The organism is Maricaulis virginensis (genome assembly GCF_027922185.1).
Taxonomy (GTDB): domain Bacteria; phylum Pseudomonadota; class Alphaproteobacteria; order Caulobacterales; family Maricaulaceae; genus Maricaulis; species Maricaulis virginensis.
Genome location: NZ_BSFE01000003.1, coordinates 297,852 through 313,785 on the forward strand (window position 1 = coordinate 297,852; position 15,934 = coordinate 313,785).

The 15,934-nt window shown below is 67.0% G+C and carries 15 protein-coding genes; 10 read left to right on the plus strand and 5 right to left on the minus strand.

Going from position 1 to position 15,934, the window contains the following annotated elements; translation table 11 throughout:
- Window positions 1-7: 7 nt before the first annotated feature.
- The 6 genes from PKE71_RS07410 (at window position 8) to ftsH (ending at window position 7,347) form a co-directional block, all read left to right on the plus strand.
- Entirely contained in the window at window positions 8-844 is an 837-nt protein-coding gene (locus PKE71_RS07410; RefSeq protein WP_271186315.1) for a hypothetical protein, read from the plus strand.
- A gap of 24 nt (window positions 845-868) precedes the next feature.
- Complete coding sequence (tolB, locus tag PKE71_RS07415; protein ID WP_271186316.1) at window positions 869-2,224, plus strand: Tol-Pal system beta propeller repeat protein TolB; 1,356 nt, start codon at window positions 869-871, stop codon at window positions 2,222-2,224.
- Between the two features lie 131 nt (window positions 2,225-2,355).
- Window positions 2,356-2,880, plus strand: coding sequence for a peptidoglycan-associated lipoprotein Pal (gene pal, locus PKE71_RS07420; protein ID WP_271186317.1), 525 nt, complete (start codon window positions 2,356-2,358; stop codon window positions 2,878-2,880).
- A gap of 126 nt (window positions 2,881-3,006) precedes the next feature.
- Window positions 3,007-3,960, plus strand: coding sequence for a tol-pal system protein YbgF (gene ybgF / locus PKE71_RS07425; protein WP_271186318.1), 954 nt, complete (start codon window positions 3,007-3,009; stop codon window positions 3,958-3,960).
- Window positions 3,961-3,966: 6 nt separating this feature from the next.
- The gene (gene tilS, locus PKE71_RS07430; protein WP_271186319.1) at window positions 3,967-5,295 is read left to right on the plus strand and encodes a tRNA lysidine(34) synthetase TilS; all 1,329 of its coding nucleotides are present in this window, start codon (window positions 3,967-3,969) and stop codon (window positions 5,293-5,295) included.
- A 132-nt stretch (window positions 5,296-5,427) separates the two neighbouring features.
- On the plus strand, window positions 5,428-7,347 hold the full coding sequence (gene ftsH / locus PKE71_RS07435) for an ATP-dependent zinc metalloprotease FtsH (RefSeq protein ID WP_271186320.1): 1,920 nt from the start codon (window positions 5,428-5,430) through the stop codon (window positions 7,345-7,347).
- A 422-nt stretch (window positions 7,348-7,769) separates the two neighbouring features.
- Here ftsH and cueR read toward each other — a convergent pair whose 3' ends face one another.
- Window positions 7,770-8,153: a Cu(I)-responsive transcriptional regulator gene (gene cueR, locus PKE71_RS07440; protein ID WP_271186321.1), complete on the minus strand. Its 384-nt coding sequence runs from the start codon at window positions 8,151-8,153 to the stop codon at window positions 7,770-7,772.
- Between the two features lie 77 nt (window positions 8,154-8,230).
- Between cueR and PKE71_RS07445 the strand changes: the two genes are divergently transcribed.
- A complete protein-coding gene (locus PKE71_RS07445) occupies window positions 8,231-8,677 on the plus strand; it encodes a DUF4396 domain-containing protein (RefSeq protein WP_271186322.1) in 447 nt (148 codons plus the stop codon).
- A gap of 20 nt (window positions 8,678-8,697) precedes the next feature.
- Here PKE71_RS07445 and PKE71_RS07450 read toward each other — a convergent pair whose 3' ends face one another.
- Window positions 8,698-9,003, minus strand: coding sequence for a putative quinol monooxygenase (locus PKE71_RS07450; protein WP_271186323.1), 306 nt, complete (start codon window positions 9,001-9,003; stop codon window positions 8,698-8,700).
- 165 nt (window positions 9,004-9,168) lie between these two features.
- Between PKE71_RS07450 and PKE71_RS07455 the strand changes: the two genes are divergently transcribed.
- From PKE71_RS07455 to PKE71_RS07465, 3 genes are read left to right on the plus strand one after another with little or no spacing between them, the layout of a single operon-like run.
- The gene (locus tag PKE71_RS07455) at window positions 9,169-9,789 is read left to right on the plus strand and encodes a DUF2975 domain-containing protein (RefSeq protein WP_271186324.1); all 621 of its coding nucleotides are present in this window, start codon (window positions 9,169-9,171) and stop codon (window positions 9,787-9,789) included.
- Window positions 9,789-10,001 carry a helix-turn-helix domain-containing protein gene (locus tag PKE71_RS07460; RefSeq protein WP_271186325.1) on the plus strand — a complete coding sequence of 71 codons (213 nt, stop codon included), beginning with the start codon at window positions 9,789-9,791 and terminating at the stop codon, window positions 9,999-10,001. The genes PKE71_RS07455 and PKE71_RS07460 overlap by 1 nt, the downstream gene beginning before the upstream one ends.
- A complete protein-coding gene (locus tag PKE71_RS07465; RefSeq protein ID WP_271186326.1) occupies window positions 9,998-11,305 on the plus strand; it encodes a serine hydrolase domain-containing protein in 1,308 nt (435 codons plus the stop codon). Before PKE71_RS07460 ends, PKE71_RS07465 begins: the two co-directional genes overlap by 4 nt.
- 50 nt (window positions 11,306-11,355) lie before the next feature.
- On the opposite strand, the gene PKE71_RS07470 is transcribed toward PKE71_RS07465, so the two are convergent.
- The 3 genes from PKE71_RS07470 to PKE71_RS07480 all read right to left on the minus strand — a co-directional run bounded on the left by PKE71_RS07470 (window position 11,356) and on the right by PKE71_RS07480 (window position 15,825).
- Complete coding sequence (locus tag PKE71_RS07470) at window positions 11,356-13,929, minus strand: bifunctional aspartate kinase/diaminopimelate decarboxylase (RefSeq protein WP_271186327.1); 2,574 nt, start codon at window positions 13,927-13,929, stop codon at window positions 11,356-11,358.
- A 134-nt stretch (window positions 13,930-14,063) separates the two neighbouring features.
- Entirely contained in the window at window positions 14,064-14,879 is an 816-nt protein-coding gene (locus PKE71_RS07475) for a crotonase/enoyl-CoA hydratase family protein (RefSeq protein ID WP_271186328.1), read from the minus strand.
- A 73-nt stretch (window positions 14,880-14,952) separates the two neighbouring features.
- Window positions 14,953-15,825 carry a DUF308 domain-containing protein gene (locus tag PKE71_RS07480; protein ID WP_271186329.1) on the minus strand — a complete coding sequence of 291 codons (873 nt, stop codon included), beginning with the start codon at window positions 15,823-15,825 and terminating at the stop codon, window positions 14,953-14,955.
- Between the last annotated feature and the right edge of the window lie 109 nt (window positions 15,826-15,934).

Below are 15,934 nucleotides of genomic sequence, written 5' to 3' on the forward strand. Positions count from 1 at the left end.
GCCATCCGTGCGAGGTCTTGTTCTCTCTCTCCTTGTACATGCCGGCATTCTGGCGGCGGGGCTGGTCTATCTGCCCCGCGCGGCACAGGTGTTCGAGAACACGCCGATCGTGCCGGTCGAACTGGTCACGGTATCCGATGTGACCAATGTGCGCGCAGCCGCTCCGGAGCCGGAACCGGTGGAAGAGGAGCCCGCCGAGGAAGAGACCGTCGAGGACGCGATCGAGACCCCGCCGCCCGCTCCGGAGCCTGAACCGGAGCCAGAGCCTGAACCGGAACCCGTCGCTCCGGAACCTGACGCCGAACCCGAGCCGGAACCCGAACCGGTTGAGGAAGCGCCGGTCGAGGAGGAAGAGCCCGAACCGGAGCCCGAGCCGCAACCGGAACCCGTGCGCCGCGAGCCGCAGCGTCCGGCCGAGCCGTCTCTGGAAGACATGCTGGGCAATATCGAGCGTCAGGTCGCCCAGAGCCGCGACCAGGGTACGCCCGACACCGGCGAACGCCGCCGTTCGGCCGGCGATGGCGAGCAGATGACGGCGACGCTGCAGGACATGCTGCAAAGCCATCTGGCGCGCTGCTGGCGCAATTCCCTCGACGCACCGGATCCGGACGAACTGGCTGTGCGGATCGTGTTCAGCCTCGACCGCAATGGCGAACTGACGAGTCCGCCACGCCTGGTCGACCAGGCGCGCGTGCTCAATTCGCCCAACCCCTATCTCCGCGTCGCAGGCGAACGGGCCTTGCGGGCCGCGAACCAATGTGCGCCCTATCCGTTGCCTCCGGAGCATTATTCGCAATGGCGTCAAATTGAGGTCAATTTCGCGCCGTCCTTATACAGCCGCTGATCGATCAGACTGGAGTTTCGCCGCATGAGCCGACTTATCGCCGTCTTCACCGCCGTTCTCGCCAGCCTGGCATTCGCGGGACTGGCCGTGGCCCAGGAGCCGCTGCGCGTCGATGTGACCCGCGGCAATCTCGACCCCCTGCCGATCGCCCTGCCGGACTTTGTCGGCTCGAGCGACGAGGCCGCCGCGCGCGGTGCGGATATCACGCGCGTCGTGACGAATGACCTGGCCTCGTCAGGCCTGTTCGCGCCGGTCGATCAGGCCGCCTATATCGAGGATATCGAGAATATCGATCTGCGCCCGCGCTTTTCCGACTGGCGCGTGATCGACGCCTCGGCGCTTCTGGTCGGCAGTGTGACGATCCAGGATGATGGCCGGCTGGTTGTCGCTTTCCGTCTGTGGGACACGCGTCTGGAAGAACAGCTTCTGGGCCTGCAATACCGCACGGCACCGGAGAACTGGCGCCGCGTGGCGCACCGCGTCGCCGATGAGGTCTATGAGCGCCTGACCGGCGAAGAGGGCTATTTCAACACGCGCATCGTCTATGTCTCCGAAGGCCGTGGCTCCGACGGCGAGCCGCTGCGCCAGCTGGCCTGGATGGATCAGGACGGTGCCAACCCGTCCTTCCTGACCGACCGCTCCTACATGGCGCTCTTGCCGAACTATTCGCCGAACTCGCAGGAAATCACCTACGTCTCTTTCCTGGACGGGCAGGCGACGACCTATCTCTACGACCTCGAGACCGGCCGCCAGGAGGCGCTGTTCTCCTCGGCCATGCGCCAGGCGGGCCTCAATCCGGACGGTCAGAGCCTGTCGGCGCGTTTCTCGCCCGACGGCGAACGGCTCGCCGTGTCGATCCAGGGCCGGTCGGGCCATGATGTCCACCTGTTCGACCTGCGCACGCGAAACCTCACCCAGCTGACCCAGCATCCGGCCGACGATGTGGAACCGTCCTTTGCGCCGGATGGCCAGCGGATCGTGTTCTCCTCGTCGCGCGGTGGCGGGTCGCAGCTCTACACGATGAATACCAACGGCACGGATGTGCAGCGCATTACCTTCGGCGACGGCATCTACACGACGCCCGTCTGGTCGCCGCGGGGCGATCTGATCGCCTTTACCAAGCAGAATGGCGGGACCTTCTCGCTCGGTGTTGTGCGCGCCGACGGGTCGGGCATCGAGCGTATCCTGTTCGAGGGTTACTTTGTCGACACGCCGGCCTGGTCGCCGAACGGGCGTGTCCTGCTGTTCACGCGCGGGGAACCACGCTCGGACGGTACGCGTTACGAAATCTGGAGTATCGATCTGGCGGGATTCAATCTGCGGCGGCTGGCAACGGGCGGAATGGCCTCCGACCCGGCGTGGTCGCCCTTGATCGAGTAATCGGTTTCCGCTTAACGTCTCCGCCGAGCGGCGCCAGTTGGGGGAGCCGCAGGCGCAAACCGTGTCACGCGTGTCGTGGAGAGAGTAGGCCAGGGCCCATTTCGGGACTGGCCGGATGAGGGTGTAACATCATGAAAATCAAACTGCTTGCCATTGCAGCGCTCGGCGCTTTCGCGACCGCTTGCGCATCGACCCCGCCGGCGGAAGATACCACGCCGGTCGAGCCGCCGCGCTCGGTCGAGCCGGCTGATACCGGCTCCAACCAGCCTGCCGGCCCGGTTCCGGGCACGACCGAGCATTTCGTTCAGACGGCGGGCGACCGCGTCTTCTTCGACCTGGACCGCAATGATCTTTCGGCTGAAGGCCGCGAGACCCTGCGCCGCCAGGCCGCCTGGCTTGCCAGCTATCCGGATGCCCGCATCCTGATCGCCGGCAATTGCGACGAGCGCGGTACGCGCGAGTACAACCTGGCTCTCGGCGCCCGCCGCGCCAATGCAGCCCGGGCCTATCTGGTCAGCCAGGGCGTCGATCCGTCGCGTATTTCCACGACCTCCTACGGCAAGGAACGTCCGAGCTGCACGCAGTCGGGCGAACGTTGCTGGGCGATCAACCGCAATGCGACCACCTCGATCGTCGGCAGCAGCTACACCAACTAGGTGACGCGCTGACCGCAAGCATTCCGGCGCCCGCGGCAGATCATGTCGCGGGCGTCTGCTTGTCCGGGGGCGGCAGACCGCTCCGGACGCCGTAATTTTGCCGCGCTCGTCATTATGGTGCCTTCCATGATCAAGACACTCTGCCTGTCCGCCCTGTCTGCCGCTCTTCTGGTTGCGGCGCCCGCTCATTCCCAGTCGCGCCGCGAACTGGCCGAACGGCTCGACGCCGTCGAAGCCCGGATCGCCGAGGTCGAGACCTCGTCGATGGCCGGGGACCCGGTCGCCGAAACATTGCTGCGGCGGCTCGACGAACTGGACTACCAGATGCGCGAGCTGACCGGCGAAACCGAACGCCTCACCTTCGAGAACCGGCAGCTGCGCAGCCAGGTCGAAGCGCTGCAGGCCCAGCTCGACCGCCGCGGCCGCGCGCCCGGCGGGTATGACGGCATGGATGGCGGTCCTGACGCTGCGGGCGCCGAGGGTGTCGATCGCGGCGATCGCGGCGATCTCGACGAAGACGCTGTCGCCTGGATGAGCGAAGGCCTGGACGAGGCGGGGCAGAGCGGCCGCGACATTGCCGTGGTCGATCCCGACGACCCCTATGCCGAGGCCCGTGCCGAAGCGACGGGTGTGCTGGGGGCGCCGCCGCGCCGTCCGGCCGGTGAGCCGTCCGGCGATGCGCGCGCACCTGCCGCGCCGGACCCGGAAACGCTCTATGGCGGTGCCCGAGACAAGCTTCTGGAAGGCGATTTCGGCGGTGCCCAGGTGGATTTCGAGCAGTTCGTGAACGCCTATCCCGATCACGCCCGCACCGGCGAGGCCTGGTACTGGCTGGGCGAGACCTTCTTCGTGCGTTCCGACTTCACCGGCGCGGCCGATGCCTATATCGCCGCGCTGCGGGCCGAGCCGGATGGCGAGAAGGCACCGGATGCCCTGGTGCGTCTGGCCGCCTCGCTGAACGGCATGGGCCGGCAGGCGGATGCCTGCGGAACGCTGGAGCGGTTCGACAGCCAGTTCCCCGACGCATCTGCGGCCTCGCGCGCCCGGGCCTCCCGCGAGGCGGTTCGCGCCGGCTGCTGATACAGCGTGGCGCGCGATCCGGCGGCCGCGGCCGGCGACTGGCTCGACCGGCATGCCCCGCCCGGGCCGCTCGCGATTGCCTGTTCCGGCGGCAGTGACTCGCTGGCCCTCCTGCTGGCAGTGAGCCGCTGGGCAGGGCGTACCGGACGCACGCTTCACGTCCTGACGGTCGATCATGGCCTGCGCCGCGAAAGCGCCGGTGAAGCGGCTTTCGTGATGCGCCGCGCCGAAGCGCTGGGGCATGAAGCGCATTGTCTCGTCTGGACCGGCTCCAAACCGGCCAGCGGCCTCCAGGAAGCCGCGCGTCAGGCCCGCCATCATCTGCTGGCCCGGGCCTGCAAGGATGTCGGGGCCAGGGGGCTCCTTCTCGCCCATACGCTCGACGACCAGATCGAGACCCTCGCCATGCGGCTTGCGGCCGGTGGCGGCTGGCGCGGCGCGGCGGCCATGCGTCCGGTGGCACTTTCGCCGGTCTGGCCGGACGGGCGGGATGTCGTTCTGTGCCGTCCACTGCTCGCAATGCGCCGGCAGGCGCTGAGGGACTGGCTGACCGGGCAGGGCGAGCGCTGGGTCGAGGACCCATCCAACACGGATGCCCGCTATACCCGCGTGCGCATCCGCCAGCACCTCACGGCTCTGGAAACTTCCGGCTTCGATGTCGCCCGGCTGGCGCAGCTGGCCGGCGATCTGTCTGCCCTGCGCGATGCCGAACAGCGAACGGCGGCCCGTCTCGCTGCGCAAGCCTGCGAAATCCTGCCCTGGGGCGGAATGAGGATCGATGCCTGCGCTCTCAACGCGGCGGTACCGGTGATCTGCCATGCTGTACTGGAAGCCGCCGCGCTGGCCGTCTCCGGGCGGGAAAGCCTGCCGGGCCGGCGCGCGATTGTCCGGCTTTCCACGGCGCTGGCCGCGGGAAAGCGGGCGACAGCGGGCGGGGTCATGCTGGCGCCCTGGCAGGGACGCACCTGGCTGGTGCGCGATCCGGGTGCCGTCACCGGCCGGGTCGACCGGCCGGGCACTGGCAGCCCCGATACCGACGGTGTCTGGGACGGCCGTTTTGTCATCACAGGCCTGGGCGCCGGCCTTACGGCCGGACCTCTGGGCCGGACATATGATGGCCTTGATCGGCGTGATATACTCGACGCTGTTCCCGGCTTTGCCCGGCCGGGGCTTCTGGCCGTGCGCGAAGGCGGGCGTGAAGACGGCACTGTCATCGCCCTGGCGGGGATGCCGGGTCGTGAGGATAGCCGTGTGCAGATCGAACCGCTCCAGGCGCACAGATTTTGCACCCGGCTTCTATCGGCCGCTCCGGCGGTATGGTTTGATACAGATTGACGCAGCGGCGGGTTACCCGGCCTTCAGGCTCCGGACCGATCGCGCTTTTCCACCGCGGCACCGGCTGGCAAGATGGCTCCGCAATGCCCATATATCGGTCGTACACGGCTGAAACTTGAACGGAACTGACGCATGCAAATGAGAAATCTCGCGATCTGGGCCCTGGTCTTCGTGCTGCTGCTGGCGCTGTTCCAGCTGCTGCAGAATTCCTCCGACCCCGCGACGCCTTCCAGCGAGGTCACCTATTCGCAATTCCTCAACCGTGTGGAACGCGACGAGATTTCCCAGGCGACCATCCAGGGCGACACGATCCGGGCGCAGACCGCGACCGGCCAGACGATCATCGCCACCCTGCCGCCGCAGGACAATGACACCGTCCGCATCCTGCGCGAGAACGATGTCGATATCCGCGTTCAGGAAGAGAACCAGGACGGCAATTTCCTGGTGACGATGCTGATCAACTGGTTCCCCTTCCTGTTGCTGATCGGCGTGTGGATCTTCTTCATGCGCCAGATGCAGGGCGGCGGACGCGGCGGTGCCATGGGCTTCGGAAAGTCCAAGGCGCGCCTTCTGACCGAGCATCACGGCCGCAAGACCTTTGACGATGTCGCCGGTGTCGACGAGGCGAAGGACGAGCTGCAGGAAGTCGTCGAATACCTGAAGGATCCGTCGAAATTCCAGCGTCTGGGCGGCAAGATCCCGAAAGGCGCGCTGCTGGTCGGCCCTCCGGGGACCGGTAAGACGCTGCTCGCCCGCGCTGTTGCCGGCGAAGCCAATGTGCCCTTCTTCACCATTTCCGGTTCGGACTTCGTGGAAATGTTCGTCGGTGTCGGTGCGTCCCGCGTGCGCGACATGTTCGAGCAGGCCAAGAAGAACGCCCCCTGCATCATCTTCATCGACGAGATCGACGCCGTGGGCCGTTCGCGCGGCGCCGGCCTGGGCGGCGGCAATGACGAGCGCGAGCAGACGCTGAACCAGCTCCTCGTCGAGATGGACGGGTTCGAGTCGAATGAGGGCATCATCCTCATCGCGGCGACCAACCGTCCCGACGTGCTGGACCCGGCGCTGCTGCGTCCGGGCCGTTTCGACCGCCAGGTCGTGGTGCCCAATCCGGACATCACCGGCCGCGAGAAGATCGTGAAAGTCCACATGCGCGACGTGCCGCTGGCCTCCGATGTGGATCCCAAGGTTATCGCGCGCGGTACGCCGGGCTTCTCCGGTGCCGACCTCGCCAATCTGGTGAACGAGGCCGCGCTGCTGGCGGCGCGCCGCAACAAGCGCCTTGTCTCCATGCAGGAATTCGAGGACGCCAAGGACAAGGTCATGATGGGGCCGGAACGCCGCTCCATGGTCATGTCCGAGAAGGAAAAACAGCTCACCGCCTATCACGAGTCCGGTCACGCCATCGTGGCGCTGAACGTGCCGGCGGCCGACCCGGTCCACAAGGCGACGATCATCCCGCGCGGCCGAGCGCTGGGCATGGTCATGCAGCTGCCGGAAGGCGACAAGATGTCGATGACGCACGAGGAAATGACCTCGCGCCTCGCCATCATGATGGGTGGCCGCGTTGCCGAGGAAATGAAGTTCGGCAAGGAGAAGGTGACGTCCGGTGCGGCGTCCGACATCCAGCAGGCGACCCGTCTGGCCAAGGCCATGGTGACCCAGTGGGGTTTCTCCGACGAGCTGGGCCCGATTGACTATGCCGACAATCAGGGCGAGGTCTTCCTGGGCCAGCAGCTGGTGCAGAGCAAGTCTGTCTCCGGCACCACGGCCCGCAAGATCGAGGAAGAGGTTCGCGGTCTGGTCCAGGCCGGCATGGATGAGGCACGCCGCATCCTGACCGAGAAGCGCAAGGACTGGGAGACCCTGTCCGAAGGGCTGCTGGAATACGAGACGCTTTCCGGTGCCGAGATCATCGACCTGCTGAACGGCAAGCCGCCGAGCCGTCCGGAAGACGATCCCACACCGCCGCCGAGCGCGCCGACCAGCGCGGTGCCGACGACGGATGCCGATGAAGGTCCGGAAACCGGACCGGAACCGCAGGGCGCCTGATCGCTGCCACTGTAAGAACGAAAACGGAAAGCCCGGACCCGCAAGGTTCCGGGCTTTTTCCTGGCTGCCCCGTCCGGGAGATGGCGCGCAAGCCGCCAGCTCCGCACGCGCCGGGCGCCGGAGGTTCGGGCATTGCAGACGACCCGCCGGGGGTATCTGGTACTTAATATGGGCACGCGAAGTCCCGGAGGATCGTCTGCAACCCGGTGAAGCGGATTAAGCCGCGGGACGATCGCTTCCCGCGTCAGCGCCACCCGGTCCTGCGCGCCTGTGCACCGGCATCGCCGGACCGTGGAGGCAGTATAGGCGAGGCTGAGGGGGCGGGGATAAGTCGCCGGTTATCCCCGGGGTGCCGGGTTCCGGATTCTTGGCGGTCGCATTTTCGAACCGCAAAACCGGTTCCCACTTTTGCTGAAAATGCTTCAGCTGAGCCGGTCGAGGATCGGACAGTCCGGCCGGTCGTCGCCGCGGCAGGCCGTCACCAGATGGGCCAGCTCGTTACGCAGGGCGGCCAGCTGGCGCTGCTTCTCCTCGATCTCCTCGAGATGTGCCGCCGCTATGGCACGGACATCGGCACTTGAGCGGCTCTTGTCCTCGTACAGGCTCAGGAGTTCGCGGCATTCCTCGATGGAGAAGCCGAAATCGCGGGCGCGGCGCACGAAGGCGAGCTTGCGGACGGCCGCCTCGTCATAACGCCGATAGCCGGTCTGCGTCCGGTCCGGCGCTTCGACCAGGCCGATATCAGCGTAATAGCGCACGGTTTTCACGGGCAGTCCGGCGGCCCTGGCAGCGCTTCCGATATTCATGCGGCGATATCCTTGACTCTCCAGCTACAGGAAAGATTAGGTAATCGGTCAGTTGATGTAAACCGGAGACCATCATCATGACTGCGACCTCCCTTGCCCGGCCGGGCTTCTGGCAACGCACGCCCCTGTGGGGCCGGGCGTCGAAGAACACCGCCTGGTGCCTGCTGGGCTGTTCCATCGGCGATTTCGGCACGATCGCCTTCTTCCAGGCCACGGGTATTCCCTGGCCGACGCTCGCCATCATGAGCCTGGCCATCGTCAACGGCCTGCTCACCTCCATCGCGCTGGAGACTTTCATCCTGTCCCGTCAGATGGTCCTGAAGACCGCGTTCCGCACCGCCATCGGCATGTCCTTCATCTCCATGATCGCCATGGAGGTGGTGATGAATTCGGTGGATGTGCTGCTGACCGGTGGCGCCAAGCTGACCTGGTGGGTGCTGCCCATCATGCTGCTGGCCGGCTTCCTGGCGCCCCTGCCCTATAATTACTGGCGCCTCGCCGCGCTGGGAAAGAGCTGCCACTAGGGCAGGGACTAAAGCAGGAACTAAAGCGGCTCCTTGGCCAGACCGTGCCCGCCCGCGGGCGCGGTCTCGGCGATCCGCTCCATGCCTGCAATCAGCGGCCGGCCGCGGGCGATCGCCTGTTGCACCGAGGGCAGCTCCAGCGAGGCGCGGTGGCTTTCCGCATTGTCCCAGACCTCGGTGATCCAGATCGCACTGGCATCCTGCGGGTCGCGCGCGACGACATAGCTGAAACAGCCGGGCAAGCTGGCCATGCCCTCCAGCAGGATATCGATCAGCGCATCGCGCTGTCCCTCTGCCGCGATGAACTTGCCGATCAGACCGTACATGCCAATCCCCTGTGCGTGTCCCGTGACTCGCGAGGCTAGCAAGGCTCCGGCAGGAATTCCATGCACAAGCGACGGGAAAGCCCGAGTCATCTTTTTACGTAAAACATAATATTTTTCTTGAAAAACATAATCTGAAATGCGATCCGGGCGGCGAAGGAGTTGCCCATGACCGCCCGGATTCTCGACTGGCTGCTGACGGCCGTCCTCATGCTTGCCGTGGCGGCGAGTGTGATCGCCCTCGCATTCGTCATCATTGCGCCGCTTGCGGGCCAACCGCTGGACGCGGGCTACAGTGTCCGTCTGGAGGCGGCAACGGACGCCCGGTCAGACGCCGGCGGCGCCCATGCCGACATCCGCCAGGGCAGCCTGATCGTCACCGGGGCGGGCCTGGTAGCAGACCTGTTTCGCGCAGCCGACGTGCTGGTCACCGGCGCGCTCTGGATCGTGGCGATCTGGATGCTGCGCCGGGTTTGCCGTCAGGTCGCCTCACATCGACCCTTCGCGCCGGACACGACCCGGGGGCTGACCCTTGCCGGCGTCCTGATCCTGCTGGTTCCGGCCTGGCAGGCCGTGCGCGCGCTGGTCTGGCAGGTCATCCTGTTCCCGCACGCGCCGGCAGAGACGACCCTGATCCACACATTCGCCCGCGTGCCGGAAGGCGGCGCCTTGCGCATGATGCCGGACATCGATGCCGGTCTCCTGGTCGCGGGTCTGGTCCTGCTTGTGGTCGCCCAGGCTTTCCGCGTCGGCGCCGAGGTGCAGCGCGACAGCGACGAGATCGTGTGATGCGGATTGTCGTGCGCATCGACGAGATGATGGCCCGCCGCAAGATGTCGCTGAACCAGCTGGCGGCCGAAGTCGGCGTATCGACCACCAATCTTTCCCTGCTCAAGAACGGGCACGTCCGTGGCGTGCGCTTCAACACGCTCCTGGGCATCTGCCGCGCGCTGGATTGCCGGCCCGGCGACATTCTGGATATCGAAGAGGACGAAGAATGAACCGCACGCCTTCCATATGGGCCATCCTGGCCGCCAGTGTTTGCGTCGCCTGCGCACCGGCGACCGCCGAGGACGCCGTCCCGCCGGCCGTGGCTGCCAGCCTCGAGGCGGCGGTCGAGCAAGGCGGGCGGCCCGGCGTCGTGCTCGGCTATGTCCGCGACGGGGAGAGCGTCTTTCTGGCATATGGCCGCACGGGCAATCCGGCGTCCTCCGCGATCGGTCCGGACACGGTTTTCGAGCTCGGCTCCGTCACCAAGCTCTTCACCGCCGAAACCCTTGCCGGCCTGGCTGTACAGGGCGAGGTGTCGCCGGACACGCCCCTCGCGGCCATCTGGCCGGACCGCCTGGCCGGAAATCCGGTGACGCTGGCCCAGCTGGCGACACACCGCGCCGGCCTGCCGCGGCAGGTGCCTGGCGAGGTTCTGTCTGCCAATGATGCCAACGCCCTGATCGAGTTCGCCCGGTCGGCTGCGCCGTCGGAAGCGCCGGCCTATTCCAATACGGGCATGGCCCTGCTCGCGCTTGCCCTGTCGGAAGCGACCGGCCGGAGCGTCGCCGGCAATCTGGCAATCGCGGTCACCGGGCCGTTCGGTCTGACGGATACCGGTTATGAACCCGGCCAGCCGGAGCGCCTGGCGCATCCCCATGCGGGCAGTCGCGATATTTCGGACAGCCGCCCGCAGACGGTGAGCGTCGCTCACGGCACGGGCGGCCTCTATTCGACGGCGCGGGATCTCGCGCGGCTGGTCGAAGCGCATCTGGCACCTGAAGGAGACGCTGCTGCGATCATCAATCTGGCGCTCGCCGGCACGGATGGCGTGCCGCTGGGCTGGCAGGTGCATGACAATGGCCGGCGCCAGGTCTTCCATCACAGCGGCGATGCCAATGGCTATCAGGTCTTTGTCGGCTTCCGCCAGGACACGGCGACCGGTGTGGTGCTGCTGAGCAATGCCTCGGCCGATGACGGGCTGCAGCAGATCGCCCTGCATCTGCTCGACCCGTCCGTCCCGCTGCCGGTCTTCGGCTCGGGTGACGCAGCAGAGGGGCTGGCGCAGTATGAAGGCGAATACCGCTTTGCCAGCGAGCCCGACGGCAACCGCATCCGGATCGAGGTGGACGGGGCAGACCTGATCTATGTCGAAACGGCGTCGGACGGCACGCTTGTCCGCCGCACCGGCCTTGTCGAGCGCGAGCCCGGCCTGTTCCAGATCCGCGGCATCCCCGCCGGAATCCGGTTCGGCGATGCGGGCGCTGCCGAACTTCTGGCCGGCGAAGACCGCTATGAACTGGTGCGGGTCGACTGAGCCCGGCCGCCCTGCGATGTCCGCATGCCGGACACCGCAGGGCAGGGCAATCAGATCGCCACCTCGCCGGCCGGTTCGCGCATGTTGTAGCTGGACGACATGACGCGGCCATAGGCGCCGCCATTGGCGATCAGCATGACATCGCCTTCCTGCGTTTCCGGCATCAGGCGCTGGGCGCCCAGACGGTCGGCGGTTTCGCAGATCGGACCCACGATATCGGCGATCCAGGCGGCGTCCTCGTCAAGCCGGGTGAGATTGACGATCTCGTGCCGGGCGCCGTAGAGCGCCGGCCGGATCAGCGAGTTCATGCCGGTATTCAGGCCGATGAAGCGCGCATCCGGGGTCTGTTTGAGCTGGGTCACCCGGGCGAGCAGCACGCCGGCTTCCGCCGAGATATAGCGGCCCGGCTCGATCCACAGCTGGTATTGCGGATGGGCGGTCTTGAGATCGCCCAGCACGGCATCCAGCGCGGCCATGTCGATACGGCGCACGCCCGAGGCCTCGTCGACCGACAGGCCGCCGCCCAGATCGAGGATCTCCACGTCCGGCATCGAGCGTGCCGTCTCCACCAGGAAGAGGCCGACCCGGCGCCAGTGATCCGGGTCGGAAATCCCCGAACCGGAATGCACGTGCAGACCGTTGACGATCGCGCCAGCCTGGGCGGCGAGGGTGCGGGCCTCGTCCAGCTCGTCGGCATGCAGGCCGAACTTGGCTTCCGGTCCGGCCGTGCGGACATGCTTGTGATGGCCTTCCGGGCGCTGCGGATTGATCCGCAGCGTGATCTTGCGGCCCTTGAAGATCTCCGGCCAGGCGCGCAGCGGGTGCAGCCCGTCCAGCGTGACATGCACGCCCAGTTCCAGCGCCTCGGCGTATTCGGCCTTCGGCGCGAAGTTCGGCGTGAACAGGATACGGTCGGCCTCCAGGCCCGGCACCGCCGCACGGGCGGCGCGGACCTCGTTGATCGAGACGCATTCCACGCCCAGGCCTGCAGCCACGGCCGTGCGGATCATGTCCGGATGGCCGTTCGCCTTCATCGCATACCAGCCGCGGTCGAGATGCTTCAGCCCGGAGACCGCTTCGGCGCGGGTGCGCACGGTCTCCAGATCGTAGACATAGACCGCGCCGTCGGCCGGGCAGAGATCGAGCAGGGCCTGGCGCTTGTTGCGCCACCAGGTGCCCGCGCCGGCCGGTGCCGCCCCGGTCAGGTTCTCGCCGATTTCCCGCCAGGACGGACCGAAAGTCTTGTCGCGCGGTTTGGGCTGGATCAGCTGGTCGTGCAGGCGGCGGCAGAGCGGCCGGCCCTGATCGCCATCCACCACGACAGTGAGGTTGAGATCATTGGCCGCCTGGGAGACCAGCCGCACCGGATAGTGGGCGAAGGCCTCCATCGCCGGGCCGAGCTGGGCGAGCAGGGCGCGCACGCCGCGGCCGACCATCGAAACGGCGGCACAATCCTCGATCAGCTTGACGCTGGCGATCTGCGACAGCTCGTCCTCCAGCGCACCGAGCACGTCCGGCGTCAGGCCCGGATCATCGTCCAGCGACACGGTGACCGAGGTCTCCGAGGTGGAGACGAGGTCGATCGACACGCCATGCCGCGAGAAAGGCTCGAAGGCCCGCGCCAGGAAGCCGGAGGCGCGCCACATGCCGTCGGTCTCCAGCGTGATCAGCCGCACGCCGTGCTTCACCGACACCGCTTTCATGCGCGGCGTGTCTTCGGACGGGGTGGCCGAGATCGTGGTGCCGGTCATTTCCGGCCGGTGCGTGCACAGCACCTGCATCTCGATCCCGGCGCGGCGCACCGGGCCGATGGCGCGCGGATGCAGCACGCCGGCGCCCATCGAGGCCAGTTCCTGGGCTTCTTCATAGGCCAGCGAGCGGATCTGGCGGGCGGCGCCGGTCAGACGCGGATCGGCCGAGAAGAAGCCGGGCACGTCGGTCCAGATCTCGATACGCTCGGCGCCCAGCTTGGCGGCGAAATAGCTCGCCGACGTATCCGAGCCGCCGCGGCCCAGAAGGGCGGTGTCGCCATCCTCGCGCCGGGCGATGAAGCCCTGGGTGACGATCACCGGCGGCAGGTCTGCCAGCGTGCGCTGCAGATGCGCGTCGGCATCGAAGGGGCAGTCGCAGGCCAGATAGCCGCGGGCACCGGAGGCGTGGGCGGCGCTCAGATGCTCGCGCGCATCCAGCCAGGCCGAGGCTACGCCTTCGCGGGCCAGCCAGGCCTGACCCAGCGTCGTCGCCATCAGCTCGCCCTGGGCCATGATGCGCGCCTTCAGGCGCGGCGACACATCGCCGGTCAGCGACAGGCCGGCGCGCAGCCGGTCCAGTTCGTCGAAATAGGGCGCCAGCAGGGCCTCGCCCTCGACACCCAGCTCGGTCGCCAGCTCCAGATGGCGCGCCTTGATCGCCGCAAGCTCGGCCTCGCCCTCGCCGGCGACCGCGCGGGTCACCAGCGTGTCGAGCAGGTCGGAGATCGTCGCGACGGCCGAGTGCACGACGAAGACCCGTTTGCCCTCCGCCCGCACATCGGCGATCCGTTTGGAGATAACACGCCAGTCTGCCAGCGATTTGACGCTGGTGCCGCCGAATTTCAGTACGACCCAGTTCTGCGTGTTGCTCATGGCTATCTCCATTACGCCGCAGGGCCGGCGTGGCCCTCGGGGCGCGGCGTGCATACAGGCCCTGTTGCGGCGCAACAACAGATAATTGCGCGAATCTCAGTCCGCAGGGCCGTTGTGCGCATTTTGCGTGCTGGCTAGTCCCCGAATTGTGGCGTGCGCTTGTCCAGATTGGCCATCACGGCCTCCACCTGGTTGGGCTTGCCGATGATTGCCTGCTGCAGGCGGGACTCGGCGGCCAGGATCTCGCCGGCATTGGCGTCGTCCAGCCCGTTGAGAAGCACTTTGCAGGCGCGGATGGCCGAAGGGCTGCGATTGGCGATCTGCTGTGCGATCTCCAGGGCGCGGGCCTGCGGATCGGGATGCACTTCGGTGACAAGACCGGCCTCGCGGGCCCGGGTGCCGTCGATGCGTTCGGCGGTATAGGTCAGCCGGCGCAGGACATCGTCGCGCACCAGGCGGCGCACGCGGGCCATGCCCGACATGTCCGGCACCAGGCCCCATTGCGTCTCGGCGATGGCGATCTTCGCGTCGGGCGCGGCGATACGGATATCGCCGCCCAGTGCGATCTGCAGCCCGCCGCCCAGTGCGCCGCCCTGGATCGCGACGATCACGGGCACCGGCGCCTCATGCCAGGCCCAGGCGGCGTATTGCGGCGTGTTGCACAGGCCGTGCGTGCGCGGCTCGAGCGAGGTCGATGCCGCCCCGTCCTCGCCTGCCATCGCGGCGAAACTGCCGAAATCCAGCCCGGCGCAGAACATCCGGCCCCGGCCGGACAGGATCGTCACCCGCGCATCGCGCTGCTCGCGCAGCCAGGCCGCGGCCTCGATCAGCGCGTCGAACATGGCCGGGTCGAGCGCGTTCAGCTTGTCCTCGCGGATCATCTCGATCCGGGCGATATGATCGTCGAGCGAAACCGCAACGCGGTCGTGGAAGGTCCGGGGCTGCGTCATGACGCCATCCTTTTGTGTCAGGCGTCCGTGCTTAAAGCCATTGGCGGCGTCCGCCAACGGCCTGCGGTACAGTCTACTCGCGGCGGCGCTGGGTGTGGACGACGACAGGCCGGCCTGAACTGGCGCCCATAATGACGGGCCAGCTGATCCCTGCCATCACGCTACGGCAGGGCGCATCGGCGTGACAGGCCGCGGCGAATTCGGCCGAGGTCTCCATGGTCTCCGGCGTCAGGTCCGCCATGCCGAGATGGCCGGCGATCCGGGCGGGCACATCGATGCCATAGCGGTTGCGGACCTCCCGCGCAGCCTCGGCCAGCGTATCGGTATCGGCGCCGCATTGCCGGTCGCCCAGCACGCATTCGGCGTGGAAGGCCAGCCAGTCGCCCTCGTCCTGCGCGGCCTCGATATAGCGGTCGAACAGGTCGGCCGGGCTGATGCTGTAGTCCATCAGCTCGATGGAGTCGTAGCGCCTGCGGGCCCGGGAGCCGAAATTGTGGTAGGGGCGTTCATCAAGCCTTGCACCGTCCGTGACGGCCCGGATCGCTTGCGGCAGGATGGGGCGGAAGGTGACGCATTCGTCGCGGCACACCGGATAGGGGTAGATCGCGTCCAGGCTCTCCACCCACAGCACATTGCGCGGCGAGCCGAACTCGACGGCATTGGTGCGCATATTGTGGCCGATCACCATGACGCAAACGGCCATGGCCAGGCTGGCGATACCCAGCAGGGTTGCCAGCTTCATCTGCTTCTTCATCAGGGCGAAGAAGAAGCCACCCACGAGAAGGACCAGGCCGGCGACCAGATACCAGCCGCTCGATGTGGCCAGATAGATGAGCGTCTGCAGGAACCAGAACGGGAAGACGATGAAAATCATCGCGAGGATGAGCAGCTGTACCAGGGTCAGGACCGCATTGCTCAGATCCTTGAAGCTGAAAACCAGAAACATCGACGCCCCCGTGCTTGTTCCAGCCTCCACGATGAAACGGCAGAGCTGAACGCTTTGTGAATAGGCTCGCCTGCCAGGCGAGCCGGGCCCGATGCCCGGACCCGGCACT